Below are 20,735 nucleotides of genomic sequence, written 5' to 3' on the forward strand. Positions count from 1 at the left end.
ATGTGGCTGTGGTCGCGCGGCAGGCGCCGGTATAGCAGCGCCGCCGCGAGGCCCAGCGCGGCATAGAGGTAGAACATCAGCTTGATGGCGGACAGCCGCGACCAGCCGAGGGAGGCGAACTGTTCCGGCAAGGCCGCCGCGAGCGATCCGACGGCCGCGGTCAGCGCGCCGATCAGGCTGTAGCGGGCAAAGATCGCGGTGCGGTCGCGGGCGGCGGTCTCCCGGGTCAGCAGCGCATGTTCGAGCGGCACCAGCATGCCGGAATCGCCGCCGGACGGATTGATGCTGCCGATGAAGGCGATCAGCAGGACAAGGGCAAACGTCTCGGCCGCCGGAAACACGAGCCCGGTGAAAACGATCAGCCCGGCGCCGGCGAGAAACAGGCTGCGCAATTCGAACCGCGGCGCGATGAAGCCGGTGAGCAGGGTGAGCGCAGCGGTCCCCAGCAGCGAGGCGCTGGCGACAATGCCGATCTGTTGCGGGCTGAAACCGATGGCCTGGAGGTAAACCGGCAGAATGATGATTGCGAAGCCATCGCCGAATCCGCGCATCGCGCGGGCTGCGTAGAGGCAGAGAATATCGGAAGGAGTTTTATCGGAAGACGTCTTGCTCAAGCCGCTCGCCATGTCTCATCTCCTGGATCGGAGCGAGACAACGCTTGGCTGCGCGCAGCTGACCGGGCGGTTGCCGATGACCCGGTGTCGATGCAGATAATCACGCCAAGCCGGTGCGTTCAAGAGGAGACGCTTTCGATCTCCACCGCGCGCATGTATGCTCGCATGAACAAGAACACCCCGGGGGAAAGTCCATGCGTCCAAATCCAGTGAAGCCGCGGCTGGCGGCCGGCGGCTGTGCGTTCGGCACCATGACGTTCGAGTTCTTCACGCCCGGCTACCCCGCGATCTGCCGCGAGGCCGGCGCCGAATTCATTCTCTATGACATGGAGCATTCGGGCGTCGGCTTCGAGACCATGAAGGCGCAGTTCGCATTCTGCCGGGGGCTCGATCTGGTGCCTCTCGTGCGCGTTCCCTCGGGCGACTATCACCACATCGCGCGTGCGCTCGACATCGGCGCGATGGGCATCATGGTGCCGATGGTCGAAACGGCGGAGCAGGTGAGGGCGATCGTCGACTGCACCCGATATCCGCCAGCCGGGCGCCGCGGCGCCGCATTCGGTGTCGCCGGTCACGATGACTATGCAGACGGCGCCGTGACCGACAAGATCGCCGAGGCCAACGCGCGCACGATGGTGATCGCGCTGGTCGAGACCGCCAAGGGCATCGAGAACGTCGATGCGATCGCGGCCGTCGACGGCGTCGACGTGGTCTGGCTCGGCCATTTCGACCTGACGAACTTTCTGGGCATTCCGGCGCAGTTCGACAATCCGGTATTCCATGCCGCTGTCGATCGTCTGGTCGAGGCCTGCAGCAAACACGGCAAGACGCCGGGCTTTCTCGCCGGCGACGAGAAATGGGCGCGCGACTTCCGCGCCAAAGGCTTTCGCATGATCGCCTATGGCGTCGACACGCTGCTGATGCAAGGCGCGCTGGCGGAGGGCATCAGGCTGCTGCAGGGTACGGTGGAGAAATAGGGTGGGGGCGTGCCCGATGACTGGTTCCGCGAAATCCCGGAGCCGACCCTTGATCTCTCCGGGATTGCGCTTCGCTCTTTCCGGGCTACGATGCAACGCGCCGCGAGCGCAAGGCCAACAACAATGTCAGGCCTGACCGAGGAAAAGATCCATGACCGATACGCTGCTGTTTTCGCCGCTCGCGATCCGCGGTGTCGAGTTGAAGAACCGCATTGTGGTGCCGCCGATGCACCAGTATTCCGCGATCAAGGGGTTTCCGACCGACTGGCACCTGATGAATGCCGGCAAATTCGCCGCCGGCGGCGCCGGCCTCGTCGTCGTCGAATCGACCAAAGTGGAGCGGCGCGGCTGCGGCACGGTCGGCGATCTCGGCATCTGGGACGACAAATTCATCGAGCCGCTCGGGCGCCTCGTCAAATTCATCAAGCAGCAGAACGCGGTCGCCGGCATCCAGCTCGGGCATTCCGGCCGCAAGGCGCGCGCCTCCCGTCCGTGGGAAGGCGACCGGCCGCTGCAGCGAACGCCCGAGATCGACGACTGGGACGAGTGGACGCCGGTGGCGCCGAGCGCGATCGCCCATAGCGAGAAATGGCCGGTGCCGCGGGCACTGGAGCGCCACGAGGTCAAGGATCTGGTGCAGGCCTGGGGCGAGGCGGCGCGGCGCGCCGATGCGGCCGGCTTCGACGTGCTGGAGCTGCACGGCGCCCACGGCTATCTCGTGCACGAGTTCCTGTCGGAAAAATCCAACCAGCGTGCGGACGAATATGGCGGTTCGGAATCGAACCGGATGCGATTCATCACCGAGGTGACCGAAGCGGTGCGGATGCATTGGCCGGAGCACAAGCCGCTGTTCCTGCGCCTCTCGGTGGAGGACAATGCGGGATGGGGGCCTGAACAGAGCGCGCGGCTGGCGAGCATCCTCAAACCCAAAGGCGTCGACGTGATTGACTGCTCGTCCGGCGGCATCACCGACGTGGCGCCGATCCTGGGCAAGGAGATAAAATACAGCTACCAGGTGCCGCTGTCGGAATATGTCAAGCGCCACGCCGACATCATGACCATGGCGGTCGGTCTCATCATCCATGGCGATCAGGCCGAGCAGATCCTGCGCGATGGCCAGGCCGACCTGATCGCGGTCGGCCGCGAGATCCTCAACAATCCGAACTGGCCGATGGACGCCGCGGTGAAACTCGGCGTCGAGGGCCCGTTTCGCAGCGTGCCGCCGCAGTTCGGCTATTGGCTCGGTACCCGCGACAAGCGCGGTTTCGGGACCCGGCCCTCGACCTTTCAGACCGGCCTGCGCGATCCCGGCAAGGTTTCCTGACGCGCGTATATGCGATCGGCCGGCGGCTCAGGCTACGGCGGCGGATTTTTCGGGGTGCCCGAGGAACAGCTGCCGGATGTCGGCGGCGGTCCGGGCCGGGCTGAACAGCCAGCCCTGCATTTCGGAGCAGCCGAGCGCGCGCAGCTTGTCGCGTTGCTGCTCGGTCTCGACGCCTTCCGCCGTGGTGATCATGTCGCGCGCCGCGGCGATATCCACCACCGCCTTCACGATGCTGGAGGAGCCACCGGTCTCGGCGATATCGTTGATGAAGCAGCGGTCGATCTTGATCTTGTCGAACGGGAATTTGTGCAGGTAGCTCAGCGAGGAATAGCCGGTGCCGAAATCGTCGAGCGCGATGCGCACGCCGATGGCGCGCAGCTGATGCAGGATGGCAAGCGCGGCCTCGTCGTCGCGAATGAGGACGGCTTCGGTGATCTCCAGTTCGAGCCGGCTCGCCGGCAGGCCGGAGGCGGCAAGCGCAGCCAGCACCTTCAACGCGAAGGTGCCGCTGCGGAACTGGACCGGCGAGACGTTGACCGCGATGCTGATATTGTCGGGCCAGGTCGCGGCCTCCACGCAGGCGGTGGTCAGCACCCATTCGCCGAGCTGGTTGATCAGGCCGGTATCTTCCGCAATCGGAATGAACTCGGCAGGCGAGATCACGCCGCGTTCGGGATGGCGCCAGCGCAGCAGCGCCTCGCAGCCGGAGATCCGGTTGTCGCGAAGGCTGAGGCAGGGCTGGTACTGCACTTCGAAGGCGCGGCCGGCAATGGCCTGGCGCAGGTCCATCTCCAGGCTGCGCCGCGCCTTGACCCTGGCGTCCATCTCCGGCTCGAAAAAACGATGGGTGCGGCGCCCGGCGGCTTTGGCGGCATACATCGCCAGATCCGCGTTCTTCAGGATCTGGTCGACATCGGCGCCGTGCTGCGGCGCCAGCGCAATGCCGATGCTGGCGTCCGTGGTGACCTGGTGCCCGATGCATTCGTAGGGTTGCCGGATCGCATCGAACACCCGCGCCACCAGATCGTTGACGTCGGCCACGGTCGTCACCGCGGTCTGGATGATGGCAAATTCGTCACCGCCGAGGCGGGCGACGAAGTTGTTCGATCCGGCGCATCGCCGCAGGGTGACGGCCACCGATTTCAGCAGTTCGTCGCCGATCAGATGTCCAAGCGAATCGTTGACGCTCTTGAATTCGTCGATGTCGAGGTAAAGCACGGCAAATTGTTCGCCGGCAGCGAGGGTTGCAAATTCGCCCTTCAGCCGGTCATGGAACAGGGTGCGGTTGGGCAGATCGGTCAGCGCATCGTAGTGTGCGAGATGGGTGATCCGCTCCTCGATGCGTGTGCGCTCCGTGATGTCCTCGTGCGTGGCCACCCATCCGCCATCCGCCAGCGGTTCGTTGATGATCTGGATCGAGCGGCCGTCAGGGGGCTCGATCACGTTGACGTTCCTCTGCGTGATGTTGCGCAAGGTGGCGGCGTAGTATTTGTCGGCGTCGCCGACGAACGATCCGGTGGCCTTTCGATGCGCGATGATCGCACGGAAGCTGACGCCGGGTTTCACCACCTCCCGCGACAGGCCATACATGTCGATGTAGCGCTGGTTGCAGATCACGAGCCGTTGCGACGAATCGAACAGCAGCAGGCCCTGCCTCATGTTGTTGACCGCGGTATCCAGCCGCTGCTTTTCCAAGCGCAGCCGCTGCTGCGATGCCAGATGCTGCAGCGACAGCTTGCGCACCACCGCGAACAGCAGGGCGGCGATCACCAGCACGAAAAGTCCGGCCACGATGACCAGAAAGACGGTCTGCTCCTGCCAGTTGGCCAGCGCCGTCGCTACCGTGGTCGACGCGATGATGACGATTGGAAAGTGCTCCAGGGTGCGGGCCGCAATCAGCCGGTCGCGGCCGTCCATCGGACCGGGCAGCCGGGTGGAATCGTGTTCCTTGTCGAACAAGGCCTGCTGATGCGCCGGACCGGTCTTGAAGTTCCGGCCGATCATTTCCTCGACATGGGGATGGCGCGCCAGCAGCGTGCCGTCGCGGTGGTGCATGGCAATCGTCGCATCCTGACCAAGCGCCACCGATTGCAAGAACTTCGTGAAGTTGGCGGGCTCGATGCCTCTTCCGATCACCCCCAGGAACTCGCCGTTGGGTCCGGTCAGCTTGCGGGCCAGCACGGTGGTCCAGGCGCCGGTGACGCGGCTATGGACCGGTTCGACCAGCAGCAAGGGCGATTTCGGGTCCGACTTGAAAGTCTTGAAATAGGCCCGGTCCGAGATGTTGACGGCGCGCGCCGGCCAGCCGGTGGAGGAATTGATCATCACGCCGTCCGCATCGAACAGGTTGATGCTGCCGACATAGGAAAATGCGGCGATCTTGGCCTTGAGCATCTGGTGAGTGTCCGCGCTGGACATCCGGCGCCTGTAGTGCTCGCCGGTCTCGATGCCGGCGGCCTGCACATAGGCGGCAAGGTCGCGCTGGATTGCGCCGAAATCCTGCAGTTGCTGGTCGAAGTGACGGGCCAGCAACAGCACGGTGTTTTCGAGTTCACGGGCGCTGCTGTTCAGCGCGCGTTCGCGAAAATTTCCGGCCATGATGGTGGCGCCGATCGCGATGGCGGCGATCAGGAGTCCACCACCGACGACGAGCCAGCGGATCGGATTGCCGCTGACCGAGCGTGGGAAGTTCAGCGAGGCGGTCGGTTGTTCCGTCATCGGTCTCGATCGCTGTCATGGCTCTATTCCGGCCGCATTTTCTCATGCCCCGGCTCCGGACATCTTTACGTTGCCATTATGGAAACGGCGTTAGGAAGTTGAGTTAACGAAGAATTGCCATCGACAAGCAGCAGCCGGAAAAATGCTGCCGGAGCATTCCTCGAAGCCTCACTGACGTCGTGCGGAAACACCGGGTAAGATGCGATCTGGCCACGAACGGCGGCGGCATCTCTTGCCGGCAGGCAGGGGATCGGTGGGAAATAGATTCCGGCGCCTGATCGATCAACCGAAACTTAACCATCTAACATCCTGGCGACATTCGCTGCCGCTCTGGCACGCGACTTGCGAGCGTCGATGAAGTGAGCAACGCAAGCCAACCGAGGAAGTCATCACGATGAAAGCCATGTTGAACAAGTTTATCGCCGACGAGTCCGGCGCGACCGCGATCGAATACGGCCTCATTGCAGCCGGTATTTCGCTCGCAATCATCGCGGTCGTGAACGGCCTTGGCGTCAGGCTCAATTCCAGGTTCACGGCGATCAACAGCTCGCTGAAGTAAACGCAGGCGCGAAAGGAAAGCGGCGGCCCGGTGGGCTGCCTTTTCCGTGGCCGGCGACAGCGTCAGCCGTCGCTATGGCATGCGCGTCGCGGGCGAACTGGAACGCTGGGTCCGCGATTTCTTTCCGGCGACGCCAACGGTTTCGCCCTGCGCGGTACCGCGCCGGTAGCCGGGATCGGTGTAGTGATTGCCGGGCCCATTGTTCTGGCAATTCGCGTTGGGATAGAAAAAGGCGCAATAACCGGGTTCGTAGATCACGTGCTGGGCCGGCGCCGGGGCGGCGGCGATGGTCAACAGAACGGCCACCGCGCCAACAAGCTTGAAGGTCGACATTGCTTTGCTCCGGGTTGGTTCGCGCGCTGCGGCGCCCCAGATAATAACACCGAAGCTGACGCGCGCTTCCATTCTCGCCGATCACTCCACCGTGAAGAAGGCGGCAATCCCTCAGGCGCGGTAGTGCCCGGACTTGCCGCCCTTTTTCTCGACGAGATGAATACCTTCGATGCGAACGCCGCGCTCGACCGCCTTGATCATGTCGTAGATCGTCAGGCATGCGACCGACACTGCAGTCAGGGCCTCCATCTCGACGCCGGTCGGGCCGGTCACCTTGACGGTGGCGCGGACGATGCAGCCGGGCAGCTTGCTGTCCGGAGCGATATCCAGCGTGACCTTCGACAGCGCCAGCGGATGGCACAGCGGGATCAGTTCCGAGGTGCGCTTCGCCGCCATGATGCCGGCGACGCGGGCGGTGCCCAGCACGTCGCCCTTTTTGGCATTGCCCGAAACGATCAGCGCGAGCGTCGCCTCGCTCATGACGACGCGGCCTTCGGCCACCGCGACCCGTTCGGTCGCGGGCTTTTCGGAGACATCAACCATCCGCGCCTCACCCCTGGCATCGATGTGGGTGAGGGCGGAACCGGGCGTTGACGGCTCGGAAGATTTGGATGGTTTCCGCGCCATGCGTCAGCGCGTCCCGGTGGCGCGCGGGGTATCGCCGCGCGCCAGAAGCGCGCGGGTTGCGGCGGCGACGTCGGCCTGCCGCATCAGGCTTTCACCGACCAGGAATGTTTGCATGCCGACCCGCGCAAGGCGCGCGAGATCGGCTGATCCGAAGATGCCGCTTTCGCCGACCATCAGGCGATCCCCGGGGATCAGCGGCGCCAGCGCCTCGCTGGTCGCCAGCGTGGTTTCGAAGGTCCGCAAGTTGCGGTTGTTGACCCCGATCATCGGCGAACGAAGTTTTAGCGCGCGATCGAGTTCGGCGCGCTCATGGATCTCGATCAGGACGTCCATGCCGTGCGCCAGGGCCGCATCCTCGATATCGCGGGCGGCGGCGTCATCGAGCGCCGCCATGATGATCAGGATGCAGTCGGCGCCGTAGGCTCGGGCCTCGACCACCTGATAGGTGTCGTAGATGAAATCCTTGCGCAGCACCGGCAACCGCGTGGCGGCGCGGGCGGCCACCATGAAATCGAGATGGCCCTGAAACGACGGCGAGTCGGTCAGCACCGAGAGACAGGCGGCGCCGCCGGCCTCATAGGCCATGGCCAGCGCGGGCGGATCGAAGTCGGCGCGAATGAGACCCTTGGAGGGCGAGGCTTTTTTCACCTCGGCAATCAGTGCGTAGTCGCCCTGGCCAAGCTTGCGGCGGATCGCGCCGACAAAACCGCGCGGTGCGGAGGCGCTCTTCGCCAGCGCCTCGATATCGCCAAGCGGATGCGCGCGCTTGGCGGCGGCGATCTCCTCGCGCTTGTAGGCCTCGATCTTGGTCAGGATGTCGGACATCGATGAGCCCTTCAGGTCAGCCGTTGGAGACCGCGATCAATTGCTTCAGCCGCGCCAATGCGGCGCCGCTGTCGATCGAGCGGGTGCCGAGCGCTACGCCTTCCTTCAGGTCCCTGGCGCGGCCGGCGACGATCAGCGCCGCCGCGGCGTTCAGCAGCGCCACATCCCGATAGGGACTCGGACGCCCGTCGAGCACGCCTTGCAGTGCGATCGCGTTGGCCTCGGCATCGCCGCCCTTCAGGGCGTCGCCGCCGACACGGGCAAGACCGGCTTCCTCCGGGGTCACCTCGAAGGTGCGGATATTGCCGTTCTCGAGGGCTGCGACGAAGGTCGGGCCGGACAGGGTGATTTCATCGAGGCCGTCGGAGCCGTGCACCACCCAGACCGATTCGGCGCCGAGATTCTTCAGCACCTGCGCCAGCGGCTGCACCCATTGCCTGGAAAACACCCCGACCATCTGCCGCTTCACGCCGGCCGGATTGGACAACGGACCCAGCAGATTGAAGATGGTGCGGGTCGCCAGTTCGACGCGGGTCGGGCCGACGTTCTTCATCGCGGGATGGTGCGATGGCGCGAACATGAAGCCGATGCCGGCCTCGGCCACGCAGCGGCCGACGCGCTCCGGCGTGATGTCGATCTTGACCCCGAGCGCGGACAGCACGTCGGCAGCGCCGGAACGCGACGACAGCGCGCGATTGCCATGTTTGGCCACCGGCACGCCGCAGCCTGCGACGATGAACGAGGCGCAGGTCGACACGTTGACCGAGCCGGAGCCGTCGCCGCCGGTGCCGACGACGTCGATCGCATCGGCAGGCGCTGTGACGCGCAGCATCTTGCTGCGCATCGCCGACACCGCGCCGGTGATTTCGTCGACGGTTTCGCCGCGGACGCGAAGCGCCATCAGCAATCCGCCCATTTGCGAGGGCGTCGCCTCGCCGGACATCATGCTGTCGAAGGCGGAGGCCGCCTCGTCGCGCGACAGCGTGGCGCCGGTCGCGACTTTTCCGATGATAGATTTAAGGTCGTCCATCGCGTGCTTTCGGGAGTGTTAGTTATTCGCGCCCGTCACCTGTGCGAAGGCGGCCCTGTTGATGGTGGTGCCGATAGTCTGTTCGATCTTGGTGACGTATTGCGCGACCTGCTCGTCGGTCAGCCCGCGCTGCAGGGTGTCCTTCAGTTTCTTGATGTCGTCCGAGGCGAGGTCGACCGCCGGCACGCTGATGTCGGTCACGCGGAACACGATCCATTCATTGCCACCGGCGCCGGCTGATTGTCCCACCGCATCCTTGGCCGTCCGGAACGCCGCCGTAATGGCGTTTGCAGGCAGGCCGGGCAGGGCGGCGTCGCGGCGCACATCCCTGGCGGTTTCGACCTTCGACCCCACCGCCGCCGCCTCGTCCACGAGCTTGCCGCCCTGGTCGAGCTTTTGAACCATCTCGGTCGCCTTGGCTCGCAGCCGGGTCGTGATCTGGTCGTCGCGCCATTTCGTCTCGAGTTGGTCCTTGACCTCATCGAGGGTGCGTTCGCGCGAGGCGATGACATCCAGTACGTCATACCAGACGTAACCGCCGTTGAACTGGATCGGGTCGTTGTCGACGCCAATATTGCTGTTGAAGGCCTGCGATACGACGTCGAGGCCGCGCGGAATGTTGGTCACCGGCTGGCCATTGAGAAGCCGGCCGGAGCGATCGACGGCGTCGATGGTCACGGCGGCAAGCCCCAGCTTTTGCGCGGCATCGATGACGCCGGCGCCGCCGCCGCGCTCGTCTTCCATCTTGTTGTGGAGATCCGAGACCTTCGCGCGTGCGCGCTCGGTGGCAATTTCCTTCTTCAGGGTTGCGGCGACGCTTTCATAGCTTGGTTCGGCCCCCGGCTCGATCGTGCCGATCTTGACCAGGGCAACGCCGAACCGGCCCGGTATGGGCTGGCTGATCTCGCCTGACGGCAGCGAGAACGCCGCGTCCGCGATCGCGCCATCAATGATCGCCGACCTGGCGATCATGCCGAGGTCGACGTCGGATGGACTGAGCCCGCGCTCCTTGGCGAGATCGTCGAATGATGTTCCGCCCACGAGGCGCCCACGCGCCGCCGCGGCTTCCTCCGCGTTCGGGAATACGATCTGCGACACCTGACGCCGTTCCGGCGTGCCGAGCTTGCTGCGGTTCTGTTCGAAGATTTTTTTGGCATCCTCGTCGGAAACTTCGGACCATTTGCCGATTTCTTCCGGCGTGACCGCGACGAAGGATATCTTGCGGTATTCGGGCGCGCGGAACTGGGTCTTGCGATCCTCGAAATAGGCGGCCAGCGTTTCCGGCGACGGCGGATCGATGGTTCCGGCCTGCGCGGCGTCGAGCTTGACGTATTCGATGGTGCGCTGTTCGTTCTGGAAACGACTGAGCGCTTCGATCATTACTTTTGGCGGTTCGAGGCCGGCCGAGACCGTGCCGGCGATCTGGCGCCGCAGCGATACCCGCCGCTGTTCGGCGACATATTTCTGTTCGGTGAAGCCGAACTGCCTGATCGTGGCCTGGAAACGCGCCGCATCGAAATTGCCGGCGACCCCCCTGAAATTCGGATCGCTGTAGATCATGCGCATGATCTCGGCGTCGGACTGACCGAGCCCCATCCGCCGCGCTTCTTCGTCCAGCGCCGCCTCGGCGATGGTTTGCTGCAGGACCTGGCGGTCGAGGCCGAAGGCCCGGGCCTGATCCATCGTCAGCGGACGGCCGAACTGGCGGCCGAGCTGCTGCAGCTTCTCGGTGTAGATCTGGCGGAACTGTTCGGTGGAGATCTCGGTCCGGCCGATCTTGGCCACCGTCGACTGCCCGAATCCCTTGAAGATGTCGGCGATGCCCCACACCGCGAAGCTGAGGATCAGTACCCCCATGACGACCATCATGATCGCCTTGCCGAGCCAGTTTGATGAGGCTTTGCGTATTCCTCGAAGCATGGGTCCAACTTGTTTTCAGGAGGGAACCGGGTCGCGCCCACGGGGATTCGGTCGAATTCCGTAAAAGGGCGTCACCGAGTTGATAAAGCATCATAAAGTGGCAGCCGCGCCGTCGCAACCTTGGCGCGGAGGTCCAATTGAAGCGGCTGGTGGCTTGCGGGCCGCCACACCGCCATCTGGCACCGGGCGCCGCGCTCTGCTAGCTCATTCCGGCATTAATATTCTGCAGGAATCCCCGATATGACCGACGCCATCCGGCCACTGATCGCCGGCAACTGGAAAATGAACGGCCTCCGGGCCTCAACGGCCGAATTCGAGGCCATGCTGGCGGGCGCTGGTTCGGTGGCTGCGAAGGCTGATCTGCTGGTCTGCCCGCCGGGGACGCTGATCGCGGCCTTCGCTGACAAGGCGCGTGGCGCGAAAAACCTCGCGATCGGGGCGCAGGATTGCCATCCCAAGGCGTCGGGAGCCCATACCGGCGATATTTCAGCCGAAATGCTGGCGGATTCCGGCGCCGGCGCCGTGATCGTCGGTCATTCCGAACGCCGCGCCGATCATGGCGAGAGCGACGGGCTGGTGCGACAAAAGGCCGAAGCGGCCTGGCGCGCCGGCCTCACCGCCATCGTTTGCATCGGCGAGACGCAAGCTCAGCGCGATGCCGGCCAAACCCTAGATATTTGCCGCGGACAGCTCACGGGCTCGCTGCCGGACAAGGCGACATCAGGCAATCTGGTGGTGGCCTATGAACCGGTCTGGGCGATCGGCACCGGTCTCACCCCGACATCGGGAGATGTCGAGCAAATTCATAAGTTTATCCGGGAGCTCCTGATCGCCCGACTTAACGGGGAGGGGGCGAAAATACGGATTCTCTACGGCGGCTCGGTCAAACCTTCGAACGCCCGGGAATTGATGGCTATCGCCAACGTCAATGGCGCGCTGATCGGCGGCGCCAGCCTGAAAGCGGCGGACTTTCTTGCGATTGCGGGCAGTTATGCCTAACTAACGGCAAGGCGGTGCGCGGGATGAAAATCCCTGCGGGGGTGACAATGCCCCTTGCAATCGTGTAACACCGCGCGACTTCAAACACCGCAAAGCCCGATCTGCAGCCGGATGCCGGCGCTCTTGGTTTGGTTTGCGACGGAAGGTAGAGATGCAGACTGTCGTTATCGTCATTCACCTCATGATCGTCGCGACGTTGATCGGCGTGGTGCTGTTGCAGAAATCCGAAGGCGGTGGCCTCGGAATGGGCGGTGGCGCCGGTTTCATGTCGGGCCGCGGCACCGCCAATTTGCTGACGCGCACGACGGGCTTTCTCGCGGTCGGCTTCTTCATCACCAGCCTGCTGTTGTCCTGGCTCGCCAGCTATGACCGCAAGCCGAGTTCGATCATCAATGCCAACCCGGCCTCGCAGTCGCAGCCGGCAGGCCCGGCGACCCCGATTTCGCCGCCGACCAGCGGCGGCATTCTGGATTCGCTGAAGAAGGCCGACGAGCGCCAGCAGAATCAGCCGGCTCCTTCAGGCCCGCAGGCGCCGCGGTCGCAATAAAGCAGGGTGGCCATGCAGGACGGCAGCTTCCGTCCTGCATCCAAAACGGCCATCAACTCACTGACATTTCTCTGGATTTCAAGTCACCCACAGCCAAAGCGAATGTTCGCCTGGAGCTGCGATTCGTTTTGGCGAATCGGGTGGGTAGCCTTAAAGGTTGGGTCCCATGGCGCGGTATATTTTCATCACCGGCGGCGTGGTTTCTTCGCTCGGAAAAGGTCTGGCCTCGGCGGCACTCGGTGCCCTGCTGCAGGCGCGTGGCTACAAGGTCCGCTTGCGAAAACTCGACCCCTATCTCAATCTCGATCCCGGAACGATGTCGCCGTACCAGCACGGCGAAGTATTCGTGACCGACGACGGCGCCGAGACCGATCTCGATCTCGGCCATTACGAGCGCTTCACCGGGCGTCCCGCCACCAAGGCGGACAACATCACGACCGGGCGCATCTATCAGGACATCCTCACCAAGGAACGGCGCGGCGACTATCTCGGCGCCACCATCCAGGTGATCCCGCACGTCACCAATGCGATCAAGGACTTCATCCTCGACAGCAACGACGCGTATGATTTCGTGCTGTGCGAGATTGGTGGCACCGTCGGCGACATCGAGGGCCTGCCGTTCTTCGAGGCGATTCGCCAGATCAAGAACGACCTGCCGCGCGAACATGCCGTCTACATCCACCTGACGCTGCTGCCGTTCATTCCGAGCGCCGGCGAACTCAAGACAAAGCCGACCCAGCATTCGGTAAAGGAACTGCGCTCGATCGGCATCCAGCCGGACATCCTGCTGTGCCGCACCGATCGGCCGATCCCGCCGGGTGAGCGCGCCAAGCTGGCACTGTTCTGCAACGTCCGCGAAACCGCCGTGATCGAGGCGCGCGACGTCGACAACATCTATGCCGTGCCGGAGGCCTATCACGCCGCCGGCCTCGACGATGAGGTGCTGGCGGCGTTCGGCATCGAGCCGCAGATGGCGCCGGCGCTGCAAAGCTGGCACGTCATCAACGAGCGGGTGCGCAATCCCGAAGGCGACGTCACCATCGCCATCGTCGGCAAGTACACCGGCATGAAGGACGCCTACAAATCGCTGACCGAGGCGCTTTCGCATGGCGGCATCGCCAACAAGGTGAAGGTCAATCTCGACTGGATCGAGAGCGAAGTGTTCGAGAACGAGGACCCCACGCCGTTCCTCGAGCACGTCAACGGCATCCTGGTGCCCGGCGGTTTCGGCCAGCGCGGCGCCGAGGGCAAGATCCGTGCGGCGCAGTTCGCCAGGGAGCGCGATGTGCCGTATTTCGGCATCTGCTTCGGGATGCAGATGGCGGTGATCGAGGCCGCGCGCAATCTCGTCGGCATCGAGGCGGCGAACTCCACCGAATTCGGACCGACGGACGAACCGCTGGTCGGCCTGATGACCGAGTGGCTGCGCGGCAATGAACTGGAAAAGCGATCGAGGGCAGGCGACCTCGGCGGCACCATGCGGCTCGGGGCATATCCCGCGGCGCTCAAGCGCGGCAGCCGGGTGTCGGAAGTCTATGGCGGCGCCACCGAGATCTCGGAACGCCACCGTCACCGCTACGAGGTCAACACCGCCTACAAGGACCGGCTCGAGCAGCACGGCCTGCGATTTTCCGGTCTTTCACCTGACGGCGTGCTGCCAGAGATCGTCGAATACGAAGACCATCCCTGGTTCATCGGCGTGCAATTCCACCCCGAGCTGAAATCGCGCCCGTTCGAGCCGCACCCGCTGTTCGCGTCGTTCATCCAGGCGGCGATGGTGCAGAGCCGGCTGGTCTAAAATCCTAGCCGGCCTTGAGCTTGGCGGCCTTGCGCAGGGCATCGTCGATGCGCGATTGCCAGCCGGGGCCCTTGGCCTTGAAGTGGGAAAGAACGTCGGGGCTCAGCCGGATCGACACGGCAACCTTCGTCGGTGCTTTCTGCGGGCCGCGCCTCGCAACGCGTGCGAGAATTTCCGGCGTAAGGTCTTTCGCCTTGATGCCGCCTTCGAAGCGTGTCGCCACGGCAAAATCTTCATCAGTCCACTCGGGATTATCGTCGTCGAAAACAGGCTCCTTCTTACGGGACATAGCGCTTTAACTCCTTCGCGTGGGCACGCCGCAGACTAATCGGCCTGTGTGCATCGCCGCGCATCGTGGATACGAGACAGTGAGGCTGCCCATCGAGCAATCCGTAAGCACGAAAGCGCGGTTTGCCGTAGTCGAAACGGTCGTCACATACGATTGCCAACACATCAAGATCGACCCAGCGCGCCAGCGATATGCCGTGCTTCGCCAGATTGGTCGCTTCTTTTGCCGGGTCGAAGTCAACCATGATTGTATATACGATTTGTCGGCGATTGCGTCAACATCAGCATCTTGGGTCCATGCGATCTTCCACGCAGGACAGTTTCGGATTCACCCGCTATAACCGCCGCGCAAGAACAGAAATCTGGGAGCCTCATTTATGATCATGGAAATGCGCGTCTATCGCTGTCTGCCAGGCCGGCTACCGGCGCTGCTGAAGCGATTCGAAAGCACCACGCTGAAACTGTGGGACAAGCACGGGATCAAGCAGGCCGGCTTCTTCACCACGCTGATCGGAACCTCCAATCAGGAACTGACCTATTTCGTCGCGTGGGACTCGCTGGCGGACCGCGAAAAGAAGTGGAATGCATTTCAGAGCGATCCCGACTGGATCGCCGGCCGCGCCAAGAGCGAAGAGGACGGCCAGATCATCGATAACATCGTCAGCCAGCTGCTGGTGCCGACGGCGTTCTCGGCGGTCAAATAACTGGTGATGCAACCCTGATATTCGGGGCTTAAACGGGGTTGATCCTGATGGCGCGGACCGGCATGGTCCGCGCAGCAGTGAAGGAACCCCGTTGAACGCGAGCAACTCCGCAGCACCGGTCGTGGCGGCTGGCCCGGTCAAATTCGGCAATGATCTGCCGATTTCGATCATCGCCGGCCCGTGCCAGCTTGAGAGCCGCGCACATGCACTGGAGGTTGCCTCCGCGCTCAAGGAGATCGCGGCGCGGCTTGGGATTGGCGTCGTTTACAAGACCTCGTTCGACAAGGCCAACCGCACCAGCGTCTCCGCAGCCCGCGGCATCGGGCTGCAACAGGCGCTGCCGATCTTTGCCGAGATCCGCTCCTCGCTGGGGATGCCGATTCTCACCGATGTCCATGAGGCCTCGCAATGCGCCGAGGTGGCGCAGGCCGTCGATGTGCTGCAGATCCCGGCGTTTCTCTGCCGGCAGACCGATCTGCTCGTGGCGGCGGCCGCCACCGGCAAGGTCGTCAACGTCAAGAAGGGCCAGTTTCTGGCGCCCTGGGACATGGCGAACGTCGTCGCCAAAATTACCGGCGCCGGCAACGCCAATGTGCTGGTCACCGAGCGCGGCGTTTCGTTCGGCTACAACACGCTGGTGTCCGACATGCGGGCGCTGCCGATCCTGGCGCGCACCACCGGCGCGCCGGTGATTTTCGACGCCACCCATTCGGTGCAGCAACCGGGCGGCAAGGGCACCTCGTCGGGCGGCGAGCGCGAATTCGTCCCCGTGCTGGCGCGTGCCGCGGTCGCGGTCGGTGTCGCCGGGGTGTTCATCGAAACCCATCCCGATCCGGACCACGCGCCGTCGGACGGTCCCAACATGGTGCCGCTGCGCGATTTCGAGGGCCTGGTGCGGACGCTGATGGCGTTCGACGCGCTGGCCAAAAGCGCGCCGCGCTGATGCCATCAGGGCAGGGGACAGCGCCGCACGACCAGCGAATTCCCTCGGTAATCTACGTCATCGCGCTGGCGACCTTTTCCGCCGCCCTGTCGGCGCGCGCACTCGATCCCGTGCTGCCGCACGTCGCCGAAGATTTCAACATCACTATCGCCACTGCGGCAGGCTTTTCGGCGGCGTTCGCGTTCACCTTCGCCATCATACAGCCGGTGCTGGGCGCGGCCGCTGATTTGTTCGGCAAGACGCGGCTGATGGTGATTTGCCTGGTTCTGCTGGGATTTGCCAACATCCTCGGCGCGCTGTCGACATCGTTTCCGATGCTGTTCGCCTCGCGCATCCTCGCCGGCATCGGCTCCGGGGGCGTTTTTCCGGTCGCGCTCAGCCTGACCAGCGACCTCGTCGGCCCGGAGAAGCGGCAGGTCGCGATCGGGCGAACGCTGGCCGGCGCCATGACCGGCAACATCTTGGGCGCGTCGCTGTCGGGCCTGATCGGCGATTTCCTGGGCTGGCGCGGTGTGCTGGCGGTGCTCGGCGTGCTGGTGATCCTGGCCCCGATCGCCGTGGCCTGGGGTTTTCGCGGCGCTGCGCTGACGCGGCCACCGAAGACGAGCCTGGCGATGCTCAGGCAGGGCTATCGCACCATCTTCAGCAACCCCAACGCGCGCATCTGCTACGCGGCCGTCTTCATCGAGGGCTGCTGCGTGCTCGGATTGTTTCCGTTCGTGGCGGCATTCCTGTTCGAACTCGGCGAAACCCGGCTGTCGATCGCGGGGCTGGTGATCGCTTGTTTCGCGGTGGGTGGCCTGTTCTACACCATGAGCGTTTCGCGTTTCCTGCCGCGGCTCGGCATCAACGGCATGATGATCGCGGGCGCAGCCCTGGTCGGGCTGCAGCTTGCCGTGGTGGCGTTCGGTCCGGGCTGGAAGGTTCAGGCCGTCAGCCTGTTGTTCATGGGTTGGGGCTTCTACATGATTCACGGCTCGCTGCAGGTGGTTGCCAGCGAGTTGTCGGTCCAAGCCCGCGCCACCGCGCTATCGCTGCACGCGTTCTTCTTCTTCATGGGACAGACCGTCGGTCCGATCGCCTACGGATTTGGCATCGAGGTTTTCGGCAAGGTTCCGACCTTGCTGGTATTCGCTGGCGTGATGGTTGCCGTCGGTCTTGCCTGTGCGCGGCTGCTGCGACAGACCAGACCGGCGGATGCAGACGCGACATAGCTGCCTGTCAATGGCAGCGGGAGACTTGAATGATTGAAACGCATGTTCTGCTGATTGTCTTGCTCGCCGCGGCACTTCACGCCAGCTGGAACGCGCTGGTGAAGGGGGCGTCGGACAAGCTGGTCAGCATGACCGCGGTGGTTCTCGGCCATGTCCCGTTTGCGCTGCTGGCGCTGCCTTTCGTGCCGCTGCCGGATGCGGCTTCATTCCCTTACATCATCGGCGGCGCGGCGCTTCACGTCGGCTACCAGCTCTTTCTGTTCTGGGCCTACCGGCAAGGCGATCTCACGCAGGTCTATCCGATTGCCCGCGGCACCGCTCCGCTGATCGTTGCGGCCTGTTCGGTGCTGATCTTCCGCGAGGCGCTGACGACGCTGCAGCTTGTCGCCATCACCACGATTGGCTGCGGCATCATGAGCCTGGTGCTGGTTCGCGGTGCCCAAGGCCTGCACAATCCGCATGGTGCGATGCTGGCTCTGGTCACGGGATGCTTCGTGGCGGGGTATTCGATGGTGGACGGTTATGGTGCGCGCGCCGCCGGAACGCCCGTCGGGTTCTACGCCTGGGAGACGATTCTCAACGCCATCGTGTTTTCCTGCATTGTCGCGACGGCGTCTCCCGGCACGTTGCGCAAGACCGTTCGCAACCACAAGAAGATCATGGCGATCGGCGGCGGCGCGTCGTTTGTGGCCTATGCTCTGGTGGTGTGGGCGTTTACCCAGGCGCCCATCGCCGTGGTCACGGCGCTGCGGGAAAGCAGCATCGTGTTCGCGCTGTTGATCGGCGTCTTCTTTCTCAAGGAGCGCCTCAGCCTCGTCAAACTGGTGTCGGCGATGCTGACGATGCTGGGAGCGCTGATGTTGCGTTTTTCGAAATGACCAGGGTTGCGGCCGTGACAGCCGGGAGATTCGAATGAGGATCCTTGCCTTCAGCGATCTGCATCGGGATGCCGCCAAGGCCGAGGCGATCGTGAACGAAAGCCGCGGCGCGGATGTGGTGGTCGGAGCCGGCGATTTTGCCTCTTGCGGCCTCGGCCATGGGGATACGCTCAACGTCCTCCGGAGAATGACGGTGCCCTTCGTCCTGGTGCCGGGAAACCACGATGACCTCGGCGAGTTGTGTGCGGCCTGCGCCGACTGGCCACTGGCCCATCTGCTTCACGGTCAGTCGGTTGTGATCGGCGGCGTGGCGTTCTTCGGCCTTGGCCTCGGCAGCGGCGTCATCGATCCGGAGCCGTGGAACATGGTGCTGGACGAAACGGAGGCCGCGCAACTGCTCACGCTATGTCCCGCGCGGGCGGTGCTGGTGTCGCATTCGCCGCCCCTCGGCATTGCCGATCAGCAAAAGGATGGGCGGCATAGCGGCAGTGCGGCGCTTCGCGACGCCATCGCCCAGCACCAGCCCCGCATCACGATCTGCGGCCACGTCCACAATGGCTGGGGCCAAAGCGGAAAGATCGCGCAGACGCCGGTCCACAACATCGGCCCGAGGCCGAGATGGTTTGTTGTGTAGGGCGAGCTTGCCAAGTTCCAGCATTGTGCAAGAATGTAACCGGGATGAGGGTTGCCTCCCAATGCCGCTCGCCTGGTCGAGCGCTGTCATTTCCGAAGGGAGAGTCGCTTGAGAGAGTCGCTTCATCCCGCCGCCCCGCATCATCTGCCGGGCTTCATCACCGCTCCCGGTGACACGGATGCATTTATGATCGGCGTCGGGATATTCCTGATCCTCGCCGTTGTGGGAGTCGGCAATCTGTATCTGTATTTGCATAGCTTGCCGGAACGAATGGCGCACAAGTCGAAAAAGCTGCAATTCGAAATCGTGGCGGTGCTGTGCTTGCTATCGCTCTTTACCCACAACCATCTGTATTGGGTGATCGGGCTGTTTCTCGCCTTGATCGATTTACCCGATTTCATCACGCCGCTGCGCCGGATTGCGGGATCGGTCGACAAATTGGCGGGTGTTACGCCTGAAACCGAAGAGTCCGATACGCCACGCGCTGGCGCCGCTCATGCAGTTACCGCAGAAGGGCCAGACACGGCGACGGTCCGCGGTACCAAGAGCGAGGTGCAGGGTCATGCTTGAGATCATCCTCTGTTCGCTCGTGACGGTATTGCCGGACTATCTTTATCGCCGCTATGCCCAGGGTAAGCGCCTCGGTCGCGAGATCACATTGTTCTCCGTCTGGTACGAGCTGCGATTCGGCCTCATCACTTGCCTGATGCTCACGGTTGCGCTGATCACGATGATTTTCTATTTTCATCCGTCGACCACATCGGCGACGTTATACTATCGGACCGTCCCGATTGTGCCCGAAGTAGCCGGCCGGGTCGCGGCGGTTAACATCGAGCTCAGCGCGGCCGTCAAGCAAGGTGACGTGCTCTTCAGGCTTGACAGCGCCAAGCAGGACGCAGCGCTACTGACGGCCAAACGCAAGATCGCCGAAGTCGATGCCGCGATGCTGGCCGCGCAGGCGGATATTATGAAGGCGGAAGGCCAGCTTCAGGAAGCAAAAGGCTCGCTGCAGCAGGCGCAGGACGAACTGGATACCAAAACCGAACTGCAGCGGCGTAGCCCCGGAATGGTGCCGCAGCGCGATATCGAAAAGCTCTCTGTGGCCGTTGCGGGCCGCCGGGGCTCCCTCGACGCCGTGACCGCGTCGAAACAATCCGCGATGGTACGGGTGAGCGCTCTGCTGCCGGCAGAGAAGGCGAGCGCAGAGGCGGCGCTGGCCGAAGCGCAGGTCGATCTGGACAAGACCTTCATTCGCGCCGGTGTCGATGGGCGGGTCGAGCAATTCGGATTGAGGCCGGGTGATATCGTCAATCCAATGATACGTTCGGCCGGCGTTCTGATTCCGGAGGGTGCGGGACGGCGTGCACTGGCGGCGGGGTTTGGGCAGATCGAGGCTCAGGTGATGAAGGTCGGAATGGTGGCTGAGGCCACCTGCATTTCCAAGCCGTGGACGATCATTCCGATGGTCGTAACCAGCGTGCAGGACTACATCGCTGCAGGCCAGTTCAGGGGCGGCGAACAGCTGATCGAGGCTCAGAACACGGTGCGTCCGGGCACCATTCTCGTTTTCATGGAGCCGATCTACAAGGGCGGGCTGGAGGGCGTGACGCCCGGCAGCAGTTGCATCGCCAACGCCTACACCAGCAATCACGATCTGATTTCCTCCGGGAAAGTCGGCGCGTTCAAGAGCTTTGCTTTGCATGTCGTCGACGCAACCGGAGTTGTGCACGCGATTCTGCTGCGGATTCAGGCCCTGCTGCTGCCGATCAAGACGTTGGTGCTGAGCGGGCATTGAGACCGCCG

General features: G+C 63.7%; 22 protein-coding genes. 13 read left to right on the forward strand and 9 right to left on the reverse strand.

The window, feature by feature from the left end; genetic code table 11:
* A partial coding sequence (locus Q8N40_RS07070) for an MFS transporter (protein ID WP_305711300.1) occupies positions 1–626 on the reverse strand: 626 nt, incomplete at its 3' end.
* 182 nt (positions 627–808) lie between these two features.
* On the opposite strand from Q8N40_RS07070, the gene Q8N40_RS07075 reads away from it, so the two are divergent.
* Together Q8N40_RS07075 and Q8N40_RS07080 are read left to right on the forward strand one after the other, a co-directional pair.
* Positions 809–1,591: an HpcH/HpaI aldolase/citrate lyase family protein gene (locus Q8N40_RS07075; protein WP_305711301.1), complete on the forward strand. Its 783-nt coding sequence runs from the start codon at positions 809–811 to the stop codon at positions 1,589–1,591.
* Between the two features lie 151 nt (positions 1,592–1,742).
* Positions 1,743–2,915, forward strand: coding sequence for an NADH:flavin oxidoreductase/NADH oxidase (locus tag Q8N40_RS07080; protein WP_305711302.1), 1,173 nt, complete (start codon positions 1,743–1,745; stop codon positions 2,913–2,915).
* A gap of 27 nt (positions 2,916–2,942) precedes the next feature.
* On the opposite strand, the gene Q8N40_RS07085 is transcribed toward Q8N40_RS07080, so the two are convergent.
* Positions 2,943–5,633: an EAL domain-containing protein gene (locus tag Q8N40_RS07085; protein ID WP_305711303.1), complete on the reverse strand. Its 2,691-nt coding sequence runs from the start codon at positions 5,631–5,633 to the stop codon at positions 2,943–2,945.
* A 394-nt stretch (positions 5,634–6,027) separates the two neighbouring features.
* On the opposite strand from Q8N40_RS07085, the gene Q8N40_RS07090 reads away from it, so the two are divergent.
* Positions 6,028–6,192 carry a Flp family type IVb pilin gene (locus Q8N40_RS07090; RefSeq protein WP_305320321.1) on the forward strand — a complete coding sequence of 55 codons (165 nt, stop codon included), beginning with the start codon at positions 6,028–6,030 and terminating at the stop codon, positions 6,190–6,192.
* 72 nt (positions 6,193–6,264) lie between these two features.
* Here the strand turns inward: Q8N40_RS07090 and Q8N40_RS07095 are convergent, their stop codons facing one another.
* From Q8N40_RS07095 to Q8N40_RS07115, 5 genes are read right to left on the reverse strand one after another with little or no spacing between them, the layout of a single operon-like run.
* Positions 6,265–6,597 (reverse strand): hypothetical protein, encoded by a 333-nt coding sequence (locus tag Q8N40_RS07095; RefSeq protein WP_305711304.1) that lies wholly within the window; start codon positions 6,595–6,597, stop codon positions 6,265–6,267.
* Between the two features lie 39 nt (positions 6,598–6,636).
* On the reverse strand, positions 6,637–7,152 hold the full coding sequence (gene moaC, locus Q8N40_RS07100) for a cyclic pyranopterin monophosphate synthase MoaC (protein ID WP_305711305.1): 516 nt from the start codon (positions 7,150–7,152) through the stop codon (positions 6,637–6,639).
* A 3-nt stretch (positions 7,153–7,155) separates the two neighbouring features.
* A complete protein-coding gene (gene trpC, locus Q8N40_RS07105; RefSeq protein WP_305320318.1) occupies positions 7,156–7,977 on the reverse strand; it encodes an indole-3-glycerol phosphate synthase TrpC in 822 nt (273 codons plus the stop codon).
* Positions 7,978–7,993: 16 nt separating this feature from the next.
* A complete protein-coding gene (trpD, locus tag Q8N40_RS07110; protein ID WP_305711306.1) occupies positions 7,994–9,007 on the reverse strand; it encodes an anthranilate phosphoribosyltransferase in 1,014 nt (337 codons plus the stop codon).
* An 18-nt stretch (positions 9,008–9,025) separates the two neighbouring features.
* On the reverse strand, positions 9,026–10,927 hold the full coding sequence (locus tag Q8N40_RS07115) for a peptidylprolyl isomerase (RefSeq protein ID WP_305711307.1): 1,902 nt from the start codon (positions 10,925–10,927) through the stop codon (positions 9,026–9,028).
* A gap of 240 nt (positions 10,928–11,167) precedes the next feature.
* On the opposite strand from Q8N40_RS07115, the gene tpiA reads away from it, so the two are divergent.
* From tpiA to Q8N40_RS07130, 3 genes are all read left to right on the forward strand, one after another.
* On the forward strand, positions 11,168–11,926 hold the full coding sequence (tpiA, locus tag Q8N40_RS07120; RefSeq protein ID WP_305320315.1) for a triose-phosphate isomerase: 759 nt from the start codon (positions 11,168–11,170) through the stop codon (positions 11,924–11,926).
* A gap of 151 nt (positions 11,927–12,077) precedes the next feature.
* Positions 12,078–12,473 (forward strand): preprotein translocase subunit SecG, encoded by a 396-nt coding sequence (gene secG / locus Q8N40_RS07125; RefSeq protein WP_305711308.1) that lies wholly within the window; start codon positions 12,078–12,080, stop codon positions 12,471–12,473.
* A gap of 166 nt (positions 12,474–12,639) precedes the next feature.
* Positions 12,640–14,271, forward strand: coding sequence for a CTP synthase (locus tag Q8N40_RS07130; RefSeq protein WP_305320313.1), 1,632 nt, complete (start codon positions 12,640–12,642; stop codon positions 14,269–14,271).
* A 4-nt stretch (positions 14,272–14,275) separates the two neighbouring features.
* Here the strand turns inward: Q8N40_RS07130 and Q8N40_RS07135 are convergent, their stop codons facing one another.
* Entirely contained in the window at positions 14,276–14,560 is a 285-nt protein-coding gene (locus Q8N40_RS07135; RefSeq protein ID WP_305320312.1) for a BrnA antitoxin family protein, read from the reverse strand.
* Entirely contained in the window at positions 14,550–14,804 is a 255-nt protein-coding gene (locus Q8N40_RS07140) for a BrnT family toxin (protein WP_305711309.1), read from the reverse strand. Before Q8N40_RS07140 ends, Q8N40_RS07135 begins: the two co-directional genes overlap by 11 nt.
* Positions 14,805–14,936: 132 nt before the next feature.
* Here Q8N40_RS07140 and Q8N40_RS07145 point away from each other — a divergent pair, with 132 nt between their 5' ends.
* From Q8N40_RS07145 to Q8N40_RS07175, 7 genes are all read left to right on the forward strand, one after another.
* Complete coding sequence (locus Q8N40_RS07145) at positions 14,937–15,263, forward strand: NIPSNAP family protein (protein WP_305711310.1); 327 nt, start codon at positions 14,937–14,939, stop codon at positions 15,261–15,263.
* Positions 15,264–15,354: 91 nt separating this feature from the next.
* A complete protein-coding gene (kdsA, locus tag Q8N40_RS07150) occupies positions 15,355–16,206 on the forward strand; it encodes a 3-deoxy-8-phosphooctulonate synthase (RefSeq protein WP_305711311.1) in 852 nt (283 codons plus the stop codon).
* Positions 16,206–17,420, forward strand: coding sequence for an MFS transporter (locus Q8N40_RS07155; RefSeq protein ID WP_305711312.1), 1,215 nt, complete (start codon positions 16,206–16,208; stop codon positions 17,418–17,420). The genes kdsA and Q8N40_RS07155 overlap by 1 nt, the downstream gene beginning before the upstream one ends.
* 29 nt (positions 17,421–17,449) lie before the next feature.
* The gene (locus Q8N40_RS07160) at positions 17,450–18,298 is read left to right on the forward strand and encodes a DMT family transporter (RefSeq protein ID WP_305711313.1); all 849 of its coding nucleotides are present in this window, start codon (positions 17,450–17,452) and stop codon (positions 18,296–18,298) included.
* 34 nt (positions 18,299–18,332) lie between these two features.
* Positions 18,333–18,932 carry a metallophosphoesterase gene (locus tag Q8N40_RS07165; protein WP_305711314.1) on the forward strand — a complete coding sequence of 200 codons (600 nt, stop codon included), beginning with the start codon at positions 18,333–18,335 and terminating at the stop codon, positions 18,930–18,932.
* Between the two features lie 108 nt (positions 18,933–19,040).
* Positions 19,041–19,502, forward strand: a complete 462-nt coding sequence (locus Q8N40_RS07170) for a hypothetical protein (RefSeq protein WP_305711315.1) — start codon at positions 19,041–19,043, stop codon at positions 19,500–19,502.
* Positions 19,495–20,727, forward strand: coding sequence for an HlyD family secretion protein (locus Q8N40_RS07175; RefSeq protein WP_305711316.1), 1,233 nt, complete (start codon positions 19,495–19,497; stop codon positions 20,725–20,727). Before Q8N40_RS07170 ends, Q8N40_RS07175 begins: the two co-directional genes overlap by 8 nt.
* Positions 20,728–20,735 lie beyond the last annotated feature (8 nt).

The organism is Bradyrhizobium sp., assembly GCF_030693485.1.
In the GTDB taxonomy this organism is placed as follows: Bacteria; Pseudomonadota; Alphaproteobacteria; order Rhizobiales; family Xanthobacteraceae; genus Bradyrhizobium.

Bases quoted from the DNA above. Each gene is read 5' to 3' on its own strand.
- trpD (WP_305711306.1), bottom strand. From the start codon at position 9,007: ATGGACGACCTTAAATCTATCATCGGAAAAGTCGCGACCGGCGCCACG.
- Q8N40_RS07145 (WP_305711310.1), top strand. From the start codon at position 14,937: ATGATCATGGAAATGCGCGTCTATCGCTGTCTGCCAGGCCGGCTACCG.
- Q8N40_RS07075 (WP_305711301.1), top strand. From the start codon at position 809: ATGCGTCCAAATCCAGTGAAGCCGCGGCTGGCGGCCGGCGGCTGTGCG.
- Q8N40_RS07160 (WP_305711313.1), top strand. From the start codon at position 17,450: ATGATTGAAACGCATGTTCTGCTGATTGTCTTGCTCGCCGCGGCACTT.
- Q8N40_RS07095 (WP_305711304.1), bottom strand. From the start codon at position 6,597: ATGGAAGCGCGCGTCAGCTTCGGTGTTATTATCTGGGGCGCCGCAGCG.
- moaC (WP_305711305.1), bottom strand. From the start codon at position 7,152: ATGGCGCGGAAACCATCCAAATCTTCCGAGCCGTCAACGCCCGGTTCC.
- Q8N40_RS07155 (WP_305711312.1), top strand. From the start codon at position 16,206: ATGCCATCAGGGCAGGGGACAGCGCCGCACGACCAGCGAATTCCCTCG.
- Q8N40_RS07080 (WP_305711302.1), top strand. From the start codon at position 1,743: ATGACCGATACGCTGCTGTTTTCGCCGCTCGCGATCCGCGGTGTCGAG.
- Q8N40_RS07135 (WP_305320312.1), bottom strand. From the start codon at position 14,560: ATGTCCCGTAAGAAGGAGCCTGTTTTCGACGACGATAATCCCGAGTGG.
- Q8N40_RS07140 (WP_305711309.1), bottom strand. From the start codon at position 14,804: ATGGTTGACTTCGACCCGGCAAAAGAAGCGACCAATCTGGCGAAGCAC.
- tpiA (WP_305320315.1), top strand. From the start codon at position 11,168: ATGACCGACGCCATCCGGCCACTGATCGCCGGCAACTGGAAAATGAAC.
- Q8N40_RS07130 (WP_305320313.1), top strand. From the start codon at position 12,640: ATGGCGCGGTATATTTTCATCACCGGCGGCGTGGTTTCTTCGCTCGGA.
- trpC (WP_305320318.1), bottom strand. From the start codon at position 7,977: ATGTCCGACATCCTGACCAAGATCGAGGCCTACAAGCGCGAGGAGATC.
- Q8N40_RS07090 (WP_305320321.1), top strand. From the start codon at position 6,028: ATGAAAGCCATGTTGAACAAGTTTATCGCCGACGAGTCCGGCGCGACC.
- Q8N40_RS07115 (WP_305711307.1), bottom strand. From the start codon at position 10,927: ATGCTTCGAGGAATACGCAAAGCCTCATCAAACTGGCTCGGCAAGGCG.
- Q8N40_RS07165 (WP_305711314.1), top strand. From the start codon at position 18,333: ATGAGGATCCTTGCCTTCAGCGATCTGCATCGGGATGCCGCCAAGGCC.
- Q8N40_RS07085 (WP_305711303.1), bottom strand. From the start codon at position 5,633: ATGACGGAACAACCGACCGCCTCGCTGAACTTCCCACGCTCGGTCAGC.
- Q8N40_RS07175 (WP_305711316.1), top strand. From the start codon at position 19,495: ATGCTTGAGATCATCCTCTGTTCGCTCGTGACGGTATTGCCGGACTAT.
- secG (WP_305711308.1), top strand. From the start codon at position 12,078: ATGCAGACTGTCGTTATCGTCATTCACCTCATGATCGTCGCGACGTTG.